General features: G+C 58.6%; 17 protein-coding genes. 8 read left to right on the plus strand and 9 right to left on the minus strand.

The window, feature by feature from the left end; translation table 11 throughout:
• Positions 1–7: 7 nt before the first annotated feature.
• Positions 8–256 carry a hypothetical protein gene (locus LIX15_RS07590; protein WP_227773140.1) on the plus strand — a complete coding sequence of 83 codons (249 nt, stop codon included), beginning with the start codon at positions 8–10 and terminating at the stop codon, positions 254–256.
• A gap of 219 nt (positions 257–475) precedes the next feature.
• Complete coding sequence (locus LIX15_RS07595; RefSeq protein WP_227773141.1) at positions 476–1,960, plus strand: sulfatase family protein; 1,485 nt, start codon at positions 476–478, stop codon at positions 1,958–1,960.
• A gap of 54 nt (positions 1,961–2,014) precedes the next feature.
• On the opposite strand, the gene LIX15_RS07600 is transcribed toward LIX15_RS07595, so the two are convergent.
• Positions 2,015–2,227 carry a hypothetical protein gene (locus tag LIX15_RS07600; protein ID WP_227773142.1) on the minus strand — a complete coding sequence of 71 codons (213 nt, stop codon included), beginning with the start codon at positions 2,225–2,227 and terminating at the stop codon, positions 2,015–2,017.
• On the opposite strand from LIX15_RS07600, the gene LIX15_RS07605 reads away from it, so the two are divergent.
• Positions 2,207–2,623 carry a flavodoxin domain-containing protein gene (locus tag LIX15_RS07605; protein ID WP_265338364.1) on the plus strand — a complete coding sequence of 139 codons (417 nt, stop codon included), beginning with the start codon at positions 2,207–2,209 and terminating at the stop codon, positions 2,621–2,623. The two genes, LIX15_RS07600 and LIX15_RS07605, sit on opposite strands and share 21 nt — an antisense overlap.
• A 115-nt stretch (positions 2,624–2,738) precedes the next feature.
• Here the strand turns inward: LIX15_RS07605 and LIX15_RS07610 are convergent, their stop codons facing one another.
• From LIX15_RS07610 to LIX15_RS07620, 3 genes are all read right to left on the minus strand, one after another.
• Entirely contained in the window at positions 2,739–3,218 is a 480-nt protein-coding gene (locus tag LIX15_RS07610) for a hypothetical protein (protein ID WP_227773143.1), read from the minus strand.
• 126 nt (positions 3,219–3,344) lie between these two features.
• Entirely contained in the window at positions 3,345–3,740 is a 396-nt protein-coding gene (locus LIX15_RS07615) for a DUF302 domain-containing protein (protein ID WP_227773144.1), read from the minus strand.
• A gap of 300 nt (positions 3,741–4,040) precedes the next feature.
• Positions 4,041–5,273 carry a permease gene (locus LIX15_RS07620; RefSeq protein WP_227773145.1) on the minus strand — a complete coding sequence of 411 codons (1,233 nt, stop codon included), beginning with the start codon at positions 5,271–5,273 and terminating at the stop codon, positions 4,041–4,043.
• Between the two features lie 373 nt (positions 5,274–5,646).
• Here LIX15_RS07620 and LIX15_RS07625 point away from each other — a divergent pair, with 373 nt between their 5' ends.
• The gene (locus LIX15_RS07625) at positions 5,647–7,470 is read left to right on the plus strand and encodes a S9 family peptidase (protein ID WP_227773146.1); all 1,824 of its coding nucleotides are present in this window, start codon (positions 5,647–5,649) and stop codon (positions 7,468–7,470) included.
• A 384-nt stretch (positions 7,471–7,854) separates the two neighbouring features.
• On the opposite strand, the gene LIX15_RS07630 is transcribed toward LIX15_RS07625, so the two are convergent.
• Positions 7,855–8,538: a haloacid dehalogenase type II gene (locus LIX15_RS07630; RefSeq protein ID WP_227773147.1), complete on the minus strand. Its 684-nt coding sequence runs from the start codon at positions 8,536–8,538 to the stop codon at positions 7,855–7,857.
• Positions 8,539–8,644: 106 nt separating this feature from the next.
• On the opposite strand from LIX15_RS07630, the gene LIX15_RS07635 reads away from it, so the two are divergent.
• Positions 8,645–8,977: an SHOCT domain-containing protein gene (locus LIX15_RS07635; protein ID WP_227773148.1), complete on the plus strand. Its 333-nt coding sequence runs from the start codon at positions 8,645–8,647 to the stop codon at positions 8,975–8,977.
• A 50-nt stretch (positions 8,978–9,027) separates the two neighbouring features.
• On the opposite strand, the gene LIX15_RS07640 is transcribed toward LIX15_RS07635, so the two are convergent.
• Positions 9,028–9,663, minus strand: coding sequence for a hypothetical protein (locus tag LIX15_RS07640; protein ID WP_227773149.1), 636 nt, complete (start codon positions 9,661–9,663; stop codon positions 9,028–9,030).
• A gap of 118 nt (positions 9,664–9,781) precedes the next feature.
• Entirely contained in the window at positions 9,782–10,756 is a 975-nt protein-coding gene (locus tag LIX15_RS07645) for an aldo/keto reductase (protein WP_227773150.1), read from the minus strand.
• Between the two features lie 103 nt (positions 10,757–10,859).
• On the opposite strand from LIX15_RS07645, the gene LIX15_RS07650 reads away from it, so the two are divergent.
• Together LIX15_RS07650 and LIX15_RS07655 are read left to right on the plus strand one after the other, a co-directional pair.
• On the plus strand, positions 10,860–12,644 hold the full coding sequence (locus LIX15_RS07650; RefSeq protein ID WP_227773151.1) for a PAS domain S-box protein: 1,785 nt from the start codon (positions 10,860–10,862) through the stop codon (positions 12,642–12,644).
• Between the two features lie 9 nt (positions 12,645–12,653).
• On the plus strand, positions 12,654–12,965 hold the full coding sequence (locus LIX15_RS07655; protein WP_265338417.1) for a sensor histidine kinase: 312 nt from the start codon (positions 12,654–12,656) through the stop codon (positions 12,963–12,965).
• 8 nt (positions 12,966–12,973) lie between these two features.
• Here LIX15_RS07655 and LIX15_RS07660 read toward each other — a convergent pair whose 3' ends face one another.
• Positions 12,974–14,008: an enolase-like domain-containing protein gene (locus LIX15_RS07660; protein ID WP_227773152.1), complete on the minus strand. Its 1,035-nt coding sequence runs from the start codon at positions 14,006–14,008 to the stop codon at positions 12,974–12,976.
• A 68-nt stretch (positions 14,009–14,076) separates the two neighbouring features.
• On the minus strand, positions 14,077–15,231 hold the full coding sequence (gene mct / locus LIX15_RS07665; RefSeq protein ID WP_227773153.1) for a succinyl-CoA:mesaconate CoA-transferase: 1,155 nt from the start codon (positions 15,229–15,231) through the stop codon (positions 14,077–14,079).
• A gap of 152 nt (positions 15,232–15,383) precedes the next feature.
• Between mct and glmS the strand changes: the two genes are divergently transcribed.
• Positions 15,384–15,824 carry a methylaspartate mutase subunit S gene (gene glmS, locus LIX15_RS07670; RefSeq protein WP_227773154.1) on the plus strand — a complete coding sequence of 147 codons (441 nt, stop codon included), beginning with the start codon at positions 15,384–15,386 and terminating at the stop codon, positions 15,822–15,824.
• Positions 15,825–15,827 lie beyond the last annotated feature (3 nt).

Here is a 15,827-nt window from a genome sequence, read left to right on the forward strand (position 1 = left end):
CTAGAGAATGATGGACGAGGTCGATAATCTGGGATTCGTTGCGATGAGCGTCCTAGGGGTTCTCATCGTTTCTGAACTCGTCAGTATCGAGGTTACACTCGGTTTGTTCTTGCCGTCAGCCTCGCTACCGGATTCGTTCGCTATCCATGCGGTCGAAAGTGGTGGGCGTCCGGATGGCTGTTGTTTTCACTTTTCGTTTCCTCGCTTCCGTTCGTTAACAGCAGATCGGTCGCCCTCGGCGTGTTTTTCGGCGTAGTTGTTTCGGTGGTGACACTCCTGTTTGGCCAATTGGGACTCATCGAGCGGTTTTCGCTGCCGCCGATTCGTAGTAAAAGCAGTTGAAAACGCTCTATTTTAGAGCATTGCGGAATACAGCGTCCTATTGAATCTCCTTCGATAATATTGATCGTTTGCGCAAAAAGTATTTCACCCTCGTGACGAATTTTCGAGTAGCGGAGTCATCGTGTCCGACAGAATGAGCGTAAACGACACATCCGTGACAGTGCTGTTCACCGTCGATTCACTCCGAGCAGACGCTTTCACGTCCGACGGTGTCATCGCTACTCTCGGTGAACGGGGAACCGTCTTCGAAAACGCATTCGCTCATGGAAACTGGACGCCGTTCTCGTTTCCGTCGATTCTCGGTGCGAAACCGGTGTTCACCGATTCGCAGAACATCGGTGTCGCCGATGCCCCGACGCTGGCCGAAACGCTCTCTGATGCGGGCGTTTCGACCGCTGGTTTCAACGGTGCAAACGGATTTTTAACCGAACATTGGGGCTACGACCGGGGATTCGACGAGTTCGAGACGTTCACCTCCGGAACGGGCGACAGCCTCTACAGTAAATATCTCACCGCCCATCCAACCGTGCAGGCGTGGCTTCAAGTCGCGGCGTCGCCGGTTCGGCGACTCCTCGGGAAGGAGGGCGGCGCGCAAAACGTCTCACGAATGCTCGATCTGGAACGCAAAGCCATCGACTTCGTGGAACGGGCGGAACCGCCGTTTTTCCTCTGGGTTCACTACATGGACGTTCACACACCTTATGTCCCCGCCCCGAAGTTCGTCCGCGACGAAACTGGCGCGAACGTCGGGTCGTTGAAGATGCTTCGCGCCCACCTCCGGGCCGGATTGGGGCGCGAAGTCGGCGACGACACGCTCTCCGACCTCGAATCGCTGTACCGGGCCGCGGTTCGGCAGGTGGACGCCAGCGTCGGTCGAGTGCTGTCAGCACTCGACCGACGCGGATTTCGCGACGATGCTTGCGTCGTCCTCGCGGGCGACCACGGCGAAGAGTTCATGGAACATGGCCATCTGGCGCATTACCCGAAACTGTACGAGGAACTGACCCACGTCCCGCTTATGGTTCAGCACACAGACGATGAGACAGAGCGCGACGACACCGACACGAAGCAAACCTCCGATGAGAACGGGGTAAAGCAGGCGGTCGGTCTGGCGTCGATCCCGGCGACCATCTGCGACGCAATGGGCGTCGAGCACGACTTTTCCGCCCCTAGTTTGCTCGACACCGCCGTCGAATCGAAATCCGAGTCGGAAATCGAATCCGAACCCGAGTGCGAAACCGAACTACAACTCGACATCGAATCCGAGTTCGATTTCGCCTCTGCGCCGGTCACCTCGGTTGCGGTTCGCGGTGAGCACGTCACCCGCCAACCGATTCCGCGCCGCCTGGACGACGGTGAACTTCTCGTGAGCGCCCGAACCGCCGACTGGTCGTACATCTACCACACCGAATCCGAAAATCGAGAACTGTACGATAGACGCCGCGACCCGACCGAACAGGAGAACCAATGGGACGACCATGAAGGATCCGAACTCGCAAGCCGCCTTCACGATTCGGTCGAAACGCGAATCGAACGAATCGAAACCGACGAGGGCGACGAATCGGGCGAAGTACCGTCCGACGTGACGAACCAGTTGAAGGCGCTCGGCTATCAGTGATTTCTCGGTTTTGAATCGTTTTCACAACTCACGGCGATTCGACTGCCGGACGTTTTAGTCGATAGCCGACGATGCTGATTCGGGGTGGAACGATGGTAGCACACGATACCCAGCCACGTCGAAATCGGTGGCTATGGCGCGGTTCGAATCGTGAACGTCTCGGGGGTTACGACTGATGGCGCGGTGCTCGTACTCTACGGTTCGACCGAGGGCTAAACCGCGACCATCGCGGAGCGAATCACCGAGATGCTGGACTCCGCGGGTCACGCCCCGACACTGATTCACGGCAAGCGCGTTCCCGATGGATTCCGGCTGTCGAAGTACGACGCCGTCGTCGGTGCGTCGGTTCACAGGGGAACCCATCAGCAGTTCGTCACTCAGTTCGTTCGAAACCACGCAGAGGCGTTGAATCGACTGCCGTCGGCCTTCATCTCGGTGAGTTTGACCGCCGCGGAGGATACCGACGCGGTGCAGGCGACGGCCAAAAATCTGGTCGCGGAGGTTCTCGCGGATACTGGCTGGCATCCCGATAGCACGGCGGTCGTTCCGGGCGCGCTCAAATACAGCCAATACGGGACGCTCACGAAACTCGTGATGAAGTACGTCGCAATGAAGATGGGCGGTGGAACGGACTCCTCGCGCGATTATGAGTACACGGACTGAGATGATATCGAGGAGTTCGCAACAGCCTTTGCTCGTTCCCTCGATTGACAAGCGTGTGAAAAATAGACGATAAACGGATGGAAAATCGTTTTCTATCCGTTCTCCGTCCCTCGTTTTAGTTTGGGCTTCGAACCGTAGTACTCAGCAGATTGAGTTCGCTACTGAAGACGGTTGCATCCCCCGAGAACCGCCGTCGGTCGCCCTGACTGAAACTCGCGTCCCGCGAGAACATTATCGCCGTGATTGCGGCGACCGATCCACCGAGGTCGTAGCGGATGACCCATCCGCTGTAGTCGTCCGGTTGGCTGATTTCGTCCACGCTGCCGCCACCGGGGCGTTCAAGCAGTCGCACCGTGGTCGACTGATCGAGCGCGTTGGTGACGCGGAACGGCACGTTGGGGTGGTAAGCGTACGTGTAGACGAGTACGCTATCCGTATCCTGCGCGGCAGCGGTGCCAGCACTCCCGAGACCGAGCGCGAGCGCACCTGTTGCGAGCGCGCCCTTTTTCATGAACGTTCGGCGTGACTCGTCTGCAAAGACGCCCCCTGCGTCCTCTCCCGAGTCGTCTGTGTCTATTTTTTCACTCTCTTCCATATTCGACCGCACTTTGGAGATTGGTCACTCATATACATAAGGACATAGTATTGTTGTGCTTTTAGACAAATCCTCCCTCCTCCTCTTCCCTCGTGCTCTCTCCAGCGAACCGCGCCGAGCGAATGGCTAGCTCGCAGAAAGCGTATCGAGGACGCGGTCGAAACGCGCCCGAACGTCCCCCGCGATATCGTCCAACTCGGGGTTGTCCACGACCGAGAGCATCGTTTCCGGATCGACCATGCTGACGACGACGCCGTCGTCGGTTTCGTAGACCACGACGTTACAGGGTAAGAGCACGCCGAGGTCGTTTTCGGCGTCCAATCCCTCCTTCGCTAGCAGCGGGTTACACGCGCCGAGAATCCGGTATTCGGGATACGATTCGATATCAAGCTTTTCCTCGAACGCTTCGCTCACGTCGATGTCGCTTAGGATGCCGAATCCCTCGTCGCTGAGGGCGTCCGTGGTTTTTTCGACGACTTCCTCGAACTCGCCATCGACGTGTCGCTTGTCGTAGTAGGCCATCGCCACGAACTACACGGTGGGAGTAGTTAGTAGTTGAGGTCGTTTCATGCAAACATCCATCGGGCGCTGAAACCGACACTGCAACTGGAAGCGGTGCATCCGTAATTACACTTGGGATTGTATTGCTCATCTCACACAATACATATGGATAAAAATCGACTAGCTGTTTGTGAACGAATCCGACGACACGTGTGACAGGAACGAGGAGCCCGACAGTCACTCCTCGTCGGTCGAGAGGTACTCGGTTGACTAAACGAGGTGGACGCAAACGGAATGATTTGGTGAGCGACTACCCCTCGCTTAGTCCGCGTGGGCGGTCGCTTCCTCCTGCTCACCGCTCGACTCGAAGTAGGTCACATACACCTGTGCGACGAAAACGGCAGTGAAAACGACGTTGAGAACCGTCGTGTAGGCGTTTGGTACGGTTCCACCGGCTTGTCCCTGGTTCGGAATCAGGTTAACCGCGCTCCACGCGAAGTGGGTGGCGATTCCGGTCAACGTCGCCACGGCGAAGATGGAGCAAAACAACGCCGCCGCCAGTCGCTTGCCGTAGTATTTGCGGTACATATCTACGATGTGCGGAACGATGAGGTCAGCGTAGATGAACGACATGACACCGCCAAACGGGATTCCGGCGTTCCACAACACGAGTGCGAAGGGGACGTTTGCCACCGAGCAAACGAAGGTGATGACGCCGACGAACACGCCGATTGCGGAGCCGAGGACGACCCACGCGACGGTTCCCTCTGGCGCGAGTGTGAACAGTTGTGCCCACCACGACCGGGGCACGAACGCGGCGAGGAGCGAGGCGACGATAAATCCCGCGACGAGGTCGTCCCAGAGCATTTCCCACTCGCTGATTGCGTTTCGGAAGGCGTTTTTCCACCCCGAAGTAGTGAACAGTTTGTCTTTCCACGTCCGATTCTTTTGTTGATTTAGGTAGGTCTCCTTGCACGATTCCGAGCAGAAATGCTCGGTTCCACCATTCGTCTCGACGCTCAGAGTGTCCGAGGAATCAGGGTCAACTTCCATTCCGCAGATAGGGTCTCGAACTGCGTCGTTCCCCTCGTCCGATTGCACGTGCTCGCGGGCCGCCTCGAACCACGTGTCGGGAATCGCATACTTCGTGATGCCTGCAAGCAAGAGAATCATTAAGACTCCCCCGAACACGTCGGCGGCGACAAACTGCCATCCGAGGAGAATCCACATCACCAGACCGATTTCGATGACGAGGTTCGTGCTGGCGAACTGGAATCCAGCGAACGAGGATTCCGGCGATGCTCCTTTTTTGAACAACGATTTCGTCGTCGCAACCGCCCCGAACGAACAGCTGGACGAAAGAAAGCCGAAAACACTGCCGAGTCCGACTTCCTTCAATCCCCTTCCGCCGAGCAAGTTCGTCATCCGTTCTTCGCTGACGAACGCCTGTACTGCTCCCGCGATGGTAAATCCTAGCACCAACGCCCACCACGTCTTCCACGTCATCTCGCCGAGAAAGGTTCCAGCATCCACGAGATTTTGGACGACGTTCATGGAGGACGCTAAGGGAACGATGCTTTCGGTCGTTGTGGTTAAGAAAACGAAACTCGGAAAGTGGGTTTAACACCGATTACAGCCCATGTGTTGCCTATCCCGTAATTCGGACTATCACCAGACGCGAAAGTGGCCAAATCGAGCTAAACTGAGCCGAGTAGAGAATAATATTCAAAGCCGAGATGGATGAGTTTCTTGAGAAAAATTCGAGCGTCGATCCCAACGCTGTGCCGATGGAAATAGTCTCAACGTGAACGACATTCCGTCATCACGATATCCGCGCTAATCACGTTCCCTTCTTCCGTCGGATGAGTACCGGGGAAACACGCACCCCAGCCGAATCCTTTTGCCGTCCCCGTTCTTCGACCACAGCATGTCCGAACCACGGTATTCAGTCGCACGCTATTTGAGTATCGACAGCACCGAGTCGCCGACGATTTCGGTCGATGGCGACCTCGTCTTTCTTTCTGACACGACCGGTACGCCGCAGGTCTGGTCACTCGACGCGCCGGGCGCCTATCCGTCTCAGCTCACCGCATACGACGAACGGATTTCGTTCGTCTCGGCCTCGCCGACCCGTCCGGAGGTCATTTTCGGTATGGACGAGGGGAGCAACGAACACGACCAACTGTTCCGGTACGACCTGCACGATGGTGCCGAAATCCCGCTCACGGACGACCTCAGTTCGATTCACCTCTGGGGCGGATGGAGTCCCGACGGCGACCGGTTCGCTTTCACAGCGAATCGCCGCCAATCGGACACCTTCGACGTGTACGTGCAAGGTCGAAACGACGCGAAGGCGACGCTCGTCCACGAGGGGGAAAGTGGTTTCCTCAGCATCGAAACGTGGGGTGAACCCGGTATCGTCCTCTCGAAAGCGCACGCCAGTTTCGACTACGATCTGTTTTTGCTGAAGCCGGAAACGGGAGAGCACCGCCGATTGAGCGACGGCACTGAAACACGCTACGGAAACGTCCGGTTCGGATTTGACGATCGACTGTACTGCGTGACGAACCACGACTCGGACACGGCCGGTATCGCTCGAATCGACCTCGAAGACGGAACGCACGAAACGATTCAGGCGGGCGGCGACTGGAACGTCGAAGGGTTTGCGCTCCACGGGGAAACGGGACGAATCGTGTGGAGTCGCAATGTTGACGGCTACTCCGAGGTTCACGCCGGGCGCCTCGTAGACGGCGAAATCGAACCACTCGAAGACCCCGCTGACCCGGGCGACCCGTCCGACTCCGACAACCTCGACCTTCCGAAGGGTGTGGCTTATGACCTGACCTTCGGCCCGGACGGCCAGCAGTGTACGCTTTCGCTCAGCCGAAGCGACGACCCGAGAAGCGTGTTCGTCCTTGACGCCGAAACTGGCGAATCGGAGCGCTGGACGAATCCCGGAACGCTCGGTGTCCCCAAAGAGAGCCTTCTCGAACCGGAGACGATTCGATACGAGACGTTCGACAGACGGGAAATTCCCGCCTACTGGACGCTTCCCGAGAACGCATCTCCCGGCGACACACCCGTTATCGTGGATATTCATGGCGGGCCGGAACACCAGCGCAGACCGTGGTTCTTCCCGACGAAGCAGTACTTCCTCCAGCAGGGGTACGCAATTTTCGAGCCGAACGTCCGCGGGTCGTCGGGCTACGGCACGGAATACACGCATTTGGACGACGTAGAAAAACGGATGGATTCGGTCGCCGACATCGAATCCGCGGTCGAGTGGCTCCACGACCACGAGGCGGTGGATTCCGATCGAATCGTCGCGTATGGTCGCTCTTACGGCGGATTCATGGTTCTCGCGGCGATTACGGAGTATCCCGACCTGTGGGCCGCCGCGGTCGATTTCGTCGGCATCGCGGACTTCAAAACCTTCCTCGAAAATACAGGAGAGTGGCGGCGTTCGCACCGCGCACAGGAGTACGGTTCGTTAGACGACCCGGAACTCCTCGAACGAATCAGCCCGATTCACAAAGCCGACCGGATTTCCTGCCCGCTGTTCATCCAACACGGCGCGAACGACCCCCGAGTTCCGGTCGGGGAGGCCGAACAAATCGCCGAAAAGGTTCGAGAACGCGGCGTTCCGGTCGAGATCTGTATTTTCGATGACGAAGGCCATCACACGACCTCGCGGGAGAACCTAATCGAGGAGTTCGAACGCATCGGGAAATTTTTGGAAACGCACGTCTGAAACGAGGTCAGCGGTTGGTTTCGGATTGTACGGTTTTGTCGTGTAATTCGAACTGAATCTCGTATCTATTCGGTGCAGACGATGTACTGCATGAATGGGATTGTTTGTGTTGACAAGACTATTACAGACGCCGACTGTAAGCCACGGACGAAGCGTGGGGGCGAGCGACTGCAAGGAGCGAATGACGAGCGAGGTCCGGAGAAAATCTTTGATTATTACGGGTGAACAAACGCTTTGCGTCTGCGATCGACGAAAAGCCGCTGGTTTTCCGGTACCGCGAAAGACGGAGTCTCTCACAGGCGTGGCCTATTGCTAGCATTTGTGGTTCTCGTATTAGAATCATCTTTCAACTAAAATACGAAACGAAATCTTTTGACTCCAACCTTACACTCCCAACTCGTCTGCCAGTTCGTAAAACGATCGAATCGACAAATCCGGCTCCTCACCGAATGGCTCCCACGGCGCGGCTTTCCGGTTCACCCACACGCCCTGCATTCCGGCGTGTTTCGCGCCCTGTACGTCGAACCACCCGGCGGTGACGTGCGCGATTTCTTCGATTGGGGTTCCGGTTCGCCCCGCGGCGTGGCGGTAGAGTTCGGCGTCGGGTTTGAACGTCTCAATCTCGTCCGCGCTGATGGTGTCCGCGAGGAGGTCGCCGATGTCGGCGTGTTCGACCATCGAGTCCAGCATTTCGGGATTGCCGTTCGAAAGGACGTAGCAGTCGTAGCCGCCGTCCCGGAGTCGTTCGATGCCGTCGCGCACGTCGTCGAACACGTCGAGTTCGTGGTAGACGGCGAGGATTTCGTCACGCTCGTCCTCCGAAATATCAGCGTCGTGGGCCGACAGCGCGTACTGGAGGGCGTCGCGGTTCATCTCGTAAAACGGCTGATAGGAATCGGTGTGATTGGCGACGAAGGTGTATTCGAGCGACCGGGCCCGCCAGAGTTTCGAGACGGGCTCCGGATTTTCCACGCGCTCCGCGAGGGCGTTTTCGGCGGCGTCAACGTCAACCAGCGTGCTGTAGGAGTCGAACGTGAGGGTCGTCACGCGGTCGGAATCGAAGGCCATGATATGCGGAGTTGGTTCGGAACGAAGTTAGTCGTACGGGCGAACGCAACGGCTTTCGGTTCGGTGCTGAACAACGGTTATCCTACTGCAAGTAGGAGTTCTCAGTATGGCCACGACAGACAACAACAGCTCCCTGACACGAATCGTGTTGATCGTACTCGTCGTGTTGTTGGCGGTTCCGATGCTGATGATGGCCTTCGCGTTCCCGATGATGGGCGGATGGATGACGGGTGGATACGCCGGAGGAGTCCCCGTCTGGGGATGGTTCATGATGCTCATTCCTCTCGTCGTCATCGTCGCGCTTGGCTACCTCGCGTACCGGGAGCTCGCTGGCGACGAATTTGGTGGCGACCCGGCGCTTTCCGAACTGCGGGTGGCGTACGCTCGCGGCGATATCTCGGACGAGGAGTTCGAAACCCGGCGAGAGCGTTTGCAGTAATTCCTCGATACTCACGCCGTGGGTCGCTCTCGCTGGGAAATGGCAGAGCGCTAGCCGTTCTGGGATGCGCCCTGCAACCGTATCGTGTGCCGCTTCGCTCCGCTCGGTTCGTCCACATCGGAAAGCGGACTTCCACACGAACTCCGTGTTTCGGACGGTGTAAAGTACACCTCGAAGCGCGAACTGCATCCCATCCGTCCCCACGATTCGACGACCGTCGCTCCGTCCGCCGATTCCGGCTTTTCTTTCAGCGTGTAGAGCAACTCGCCCTGCTCAGGCGTCCCCTCCAGCAGAAACGAGTGTGCGGAACCGGGCCGAATGGTGTACTCGCGGTCGAAAATCACGTTGCTCCCCGGTTTGATTTGGCTTGCCTCGGCTTGCACGAGTACCGAAAACGGGAAGTCAGAACCTCCTTCCTCGTCTCCGAGTTCTACCGTCTCCGTTTCTCCGTCTCGGTTCGTTATCCGATACGTCGAAATCGGGCGGCTAGACACCGAGAGCGAGAATAGGTGCGGTTGTTCCGTCGGATTCTCCACGAGAAGCCGGTTTCCGGTCGAAGACTGCGAGCCGTTTCCCGTCGAACTCGTCGTTCGCTGTGCAACTCCCGATGCGATTGCTCCCGTGAAAAGGACTGTCCCCCCCGCGAGCAGCTGTCGTCGTGATACGTGGTCTGTCAGGTGACCCATGATACCCCCATAGAACACTGTCGTTCCTCAGCACTTTCAAGGCTATGGTCTATTTGAAATATATCGGGGTAATCTGGCAGCGTTCGATTCTGTTCAGAACGTTTGTTTCGGAACGCCGTTACTGGTGTCCCGAAACGTGAACTGGTTCGTAGGGTTCTTCGAGATACGCCATGTCACCCGACGAGAGGTCGATATCCAGCGCTTCGACGGCAGCCTCCAGATGTTCGATGCTGGTCGTGCCGACGATTGGCGCGTCCACCCGCTCCTTGTGGAACAGCCACGCCAACGATATTTGCGCCATCGTCACGCCCTTTTCGGCGGCGAGTTCCTGCACGCGCTCGTTGATTTCCGCGCCTCCGTTGTCGGCGTAGGGATGCTCGTGGGCGTAATCGTCCGTTTTACCACGAGTCGTATCCTCGAACTCTACGTTCGGTCGGGTGAGATAACCTCGCGCGAGCGGACTCCACGGGATGACGCCGATTCCCTCTTTTTCACAGAGCGGGAGCATTTCGCGTTCTTCCTCGCGGTAGACCAAGTTGTAGTGATTCTGCATCGTCGCGAACCGGTCGAGTCCGAGGCGTTCGCTCGCGTGAAGTGACTCGGTGAACTGGTGTGCCCACATCGAACTTGCGCCGAAATATCGCACTTTCTCGCGTCGAATCGCGTCGTCCAACGCTCGCAGAGTTACCTCGATCGGCGTCTCCTCGTCCCAGCGATGGGTCTGATACAGGTCTACGGTGTCCATCCCAAGTCGAGAGAGTGATTTATCGAGTTCCTGCTCGATTGCCTTCCGCGAGAGACCGCCCGAGTTGGGGTCGTTTTCGTCCATCTGGAAGTACCCCTTCGTGGCGACGACCATCTCGCCTCGCCGACCGTCCAACGCTTTTCCGAGGATTCGCTCGCTCTCGCCGCGCGAATACATGTTTGCGGTGTCGAAGAAGTTGATGCCGAGGTCGATTGCCCGTTCGAGTATCGGCATACTTTCGTCCTCGTCTAACACCCACTCGCGCCAGTCGCTCGACCCGAAACTCATGCAACCGAGACAGATGCGACTAACCTCCATTCCCGTGTCTCCGAGCGTCGTGTACTCCATACCTCGGTTCTCGCGTGCTGAGGGCAAAAAGCTACGGCAGGAGACCGTTTCTGTTTTTACCTGTGGGATGGGTCGCGACCCTCGACTTCGGAATCTCCACACCATGGGAAGATTCGCGGACTGCGGTTCAGCGCGCTACAGAGATGGAATCGCGCTGTCGGAACGAGTGCGCAACCGATTCCCGGACATTCCGTTCGTTCTCTGTACCACGTCCGGAGCCGAGAAAATAGCGGGTACCGCCTTCGAAACGGGTATCGACGGCTATGTTCCGACTGAAACGGACGAATCGCGCGCCACCGAACTTTCCGAGACGATTACGCGCGTCACCACCGACGCTCGCCGTCCCCCCGAGCGATTCAACCATTATCAGTCCATCGTACAGGCGATGGGCGACGGCGTCTACACGCTGGACACCGAGGGCTACGTCACTGCCGTCAACGATACTCTGCTGGATATGTCTCGGTACGACCGTACCGAACTCGTCGGCGAACACATATCGCTCCTCTTAGACGGCGTGGACGTTTCGCGGGGTAACCGATTTATCAAACGACTGCTTCAGGGTGACGAGGACGTTGGTAAACTTCGATCGAAACTCAAAACCGCGGACGGGAAGGGAATTCTATGCGAAGCCAGAATCGGTCTGCTGACACATCGCAACGAATTTCGTGGCACCGTCGGCGTCCTCCGGAGCATCGAAGACCACGAACGAATCAAAACGGCGCTCCGCGAGCAGAAGGGAAAAATCGAGGATCTTCACGAAATCGCCTCGGAGATGATGGCGTGTCAAACCGCAGATGAAATCTGTGAACTAACTGTCGATGCTGCCGAGAGCATTCTCAAATTCGACATCTGCGGTGTCGACCTCGCGGAAGACGGCTACTTCATTCCGAAGGCCATCTCGACGGGGATGACCGACGACGGCTACACCAAACTCCGAACCGACCAGGGCGTTGCGGGGCGCTCATACCAGAACCACGAAACGTGCGTGTTGGACGACGTGCGTGAGGAGGCCGACGCGGCCCCGGTACAGGCCGAATATCGGTCGCTGTTGAGCGCCTCGATAGGCGAGGAAGGGATATTTCAGGCAGGATCACGGGACGTCGGCGCGTTCGACCGCGACGATGCGGAACTGGTCGAATTGCTTCTTTCACACACCACGGAGGCGCTCCGTCGAATCCACTCGCAAACCGCGCTCCGCGAGAGCGAGGAAAAGTACCGAACGTTGGTCGAACAGAGTCACGACGCGATTTACATCTACCGCGACGACAAGTTCGCCTTCGTCAACCGGCGGGTTTGTGAACTCATCGGTTACGACCGAACCGAACTCACCGAAATGAATCTCTGGGAGTTGATACACCCCGACGAGCGCGAACGGGTCAAACGCATCGCAAGGGAACGCAGTCGCGGCAACCATCCGCCGCATTACGACGCGCGCGTCGTGACGAAAGACGGCGACGTTCGATACGCGGAGTTCAACGTGCGCGAGATCTCGTACGAGGGGGAGGCGGCGCAACTCGGTTCGGCCCGCGACGTGACGGAGCGGAAACAGCGAAAGCAGGAACTCAAACGCCAGAACGAACGGTTGGAGGAGTTCGCGAGCGTCGTCTCGCACGACCTCAGAAACCCGCTGAACGTCGCGCAGGGCCATCTCGAACTCGCCAGAGAGCGCGGCGACGAAACCCACTTCGAGAAGGCGGGAAGTGCCCTCGACCGAATGGGCAGTCTCATCGCCGATCTGCTGGCGCTGGCCCGACAAGGATTGGTCGTTAGCGACACCGAACCGGTCGAGTTGGAAACCGTCGTCCGACAGGCGTGGGCGAACGTCGAAACGGAAGAAAGCACGCTCGTCGTCGACACCTCCGCCGAAATCGAGGCCGACAGAGGGTGACTTCAAGAACTGTTCGAGAACCTGTTTCGCAACGCCATCGAACACGCAGGGAGTGAAACGACGGTTCGCGTCGGCGAGACGCCCGGTGGGTCGGCGGACGCTGAAGACGACGATTTTTCGGGGTTCTACGTTGAAGTCGACGGCGACGGAATCCCTCCCGTCGAGCGCGAAGCGGTGTTCGAGCACGGCCACACGATCGCGGACAGCGGATCGGGGTTGGGACTGTCAATCGTGAAAGGCATCGCCGAAGCGCACGGCTGGTCGGTTTCGGCAGTCGAAGGGAACGACGGCGGTGCGCGGTTTCACATTCGGTCGGAGTGACTCTATTTCTACCGAAACCCTTCGACGCTCGGCGCGTCCAGTGGACTCGATGGAAGGCCTTCGGTCGGTTCTGGGTCGTTGTAGCCGCGCGGAGCCACGTCGTTCGGAGAATCCGGGTAAAACAGGGATGCGAGCAGTTGAATCTGCTCACGGCCGATGCTCAGCTCGAACTGGCCGCCGCCGTACATTCGAATCCCGCGGCGGTCACAGTGTTCGAGCGTGTCGAACAGCGATTTCACGCTTCCGAACCGCGAGGGTTTGATGTTCAACCAGTTCGGTTCGAACGGAAGCGACTCCACGCTCTCGACGCCAGTAATCGGAACGTCCCACGAAATTCGCTGCCGAGCGGCGTCGAGAATCGGCGCGGTTTCGTCGGTGTACACCGGGTCTTCGATAATCGCGCCCGGGATCCCGTCCCGAACGCGACGGTAGAGGTCCGGGTCCGCCGACTGGCCGACTTCGGCGTCCTCGTACTGGGATTTTAAATCCACGATTCGGACTGTTTCGGTGTCGGCGAGCTCCGAAATCAGGTCGGCGGTCCACTCCGGCGTCGGATCGAGTTTGAAGGTCAGAGACGGGTCGATGTCGAGCCATCGCGTCACGCGCTCCGCGCTCGGCGGGTCGCCCAGCCGCGTGCTCATCACGAACGATACCGGAGACGGCTTGCGACCCAGTGCGGTCGGCAGGTCGGTGTCGGTCTGTCGAAGTGCCAAGTCTAGTGCCGCGCTCTCGAAACCCCACTGCCGGTAGTGGCGGAAATCCTCGCGCGATGGCGCTTTGGGAAACAAATCGAGGTCGGCGACTGTCGCGGAAAACTCGGCGAACGTGTGCTCGCCGGACAGGTCGAACTCCGCTTCGGCCAGCGCGTATTGGTCGTCGGCGTCGTAGGTTACGTCCTCGCCTCTGCCGGTTTCGCCGGCACCCCGCAGGACGATTTCGGTCGTGACGCGCGTGAACTCGCTCGACGTTTCGCGTTCGTGAGTTTCGTACTCGCAGGATTCGATGGAGAGCGGGAGGTCCGCGACTTCGTCGTAGAGCGCCATAGGCGGAAAACGGTGGCACGAGGGATAACTGTCGGGGCCTTCTCACCCTGCGACCGTCGCTTCCGACTTCAGACGGATTTTTCCTCGCCGAGCAGTTCATCGCGGTGTTCGTCTAGCAATGGTGCGCGCGTACCGGGTTCAGGCGGTGTTTCGCTCATCTTGATGGGCGACCCCGCGATGGTCACCGACTCGTCCGTTCCCGGTTGCTCGACGTCCACGAGCATTTCGCGGGCATCGACGTGGTCGTCTTCGAACACGTCTGCCACGTCCTGCACCGGGGCACAGGGAACCGAGCCTTCGAGGACGGCACACACCTCGTCGTCGGTTCGCTCGCGCGTCCATGCGCCGAGTTCCTCGCGAAGCAACTCGCGGTTTCGCAGTCGATCGGCTGTCGTGGGATAGTCCGCGGCGAGGTCGGGGCGTCCCATCGCTTCGCAGAGCGCAGTCCAGTGATTGTCGCCGAATGCGGCGATGACAACGTGGCCGTCTGCGGTTTCGAAGGCGTTGTAGGGAAACAGCGTCGGATGGGAGTTTCCGCGTCGATTCGGAACCTCGCCCGTGTAGGAGTACTGATAGACGGTTCGCTCGCACAGCGAAACCATCGAATCGTACATTGCGGTATCGACGTACTGTCCCTCGCCGGTTCGGTCGCGGTGGTGGAGCGCGGCGAGGATGCCGATAGCGTTCAAAGTGGCGGTGAACACGTCGCCGATTCCGGGGCCGACCTTCGTCGGCGGGCCGTCTTCGTCGCCGGTAATCTGCATCACGCCGCCGAGGGCTTGGGCGATGAGGTCGAAGGACGGTTGCCCTTGTCGGTTCGTTTCGCCCGTACGCGGGTCGCCGAACCCACGGATGGACGCGTAGACGAGTTCGGGGTTACGTTCACGGAGGGTTTCGTATTCGAGGTCGAACTTCTCCATCGTCCCTGCGCGGAAGTTTTCGACGACTACGTCGGCATCGTCGGCCAACCGGAGGAAGTCCGCGCGGTCATTCTCGTCGGTCAGGTCGAGTTCGAGGCTTCGCTTGCCACGATTGATGCTCTGGAAGTAGCCGCCGTAGGCGTCGCCCTCGCCGACGAACGGCGGATTCGGTCTGATGAGGTCGCCGCCGGGACGTTCGATTTTCACGACGTCGGCCCCTAAGTCTGCGAGGAGCATCGTGCAGTACGGTCCGGCGAGCACCTGTGTGAGGTCGAGAACGCGCAGGTCATCGAGCGCTGGCATCGCTCCACTCGTCGCCAACCCGAAACAAAAACCTTCGCAATTAATAATGTGGTTTGTGAATTAGGCACACACTAGTCCCCTAAATGGCCTTAACGGCATTAATCATGAAAGAACATTATCTTTAAGTTCTGTCCATTGTATGTACCAGTGCGATGTCTGCTACAATAATCCTCGGTGTTATCGGGTCCGACGCGCACGCCGTCGGCATCACGATACTCGACCAAGCGCTTTCGACGGCTGGTTTCGATGTCGTCAACATCGGCGTCCAGTCCAGCCAAGAAGACTTCATCAGCGCGGTGGAAGCACACGAGGGTGATGCGGTACTCATCTCCTCGCTGTACGGCCACGCCGAACAGGATTGTCGTGGCTTTCACGAGGCCATCGAGGCCGCCGGTCTCGACCTCATAACTTACATCGGCGGCAACCTCGCTGTCGGTCAGGACGACTTCGAGCAGACGAGAGCTCGTTTCCGCGCGATGGGGTTCGACCGCGTTTTCGACTCCGAAACGGAGCCGATGGAGGCCATCGCCGCCCTCAAAGCGGACATGAATATCACCGAGTCCGAAGCCGAACGAACGAGGCTCACGTCCTGAGTT

The sequence above is a fragment of the Haladaptatus pallidirubidus genome (assembly GCF_020700235.1).
Lineage (GTDB): Archaea > Halobacteriota > Halobacteria > Halobacteriales > Haladaptataceae > Haladaptatus > Haladaptatus pallidirubidus.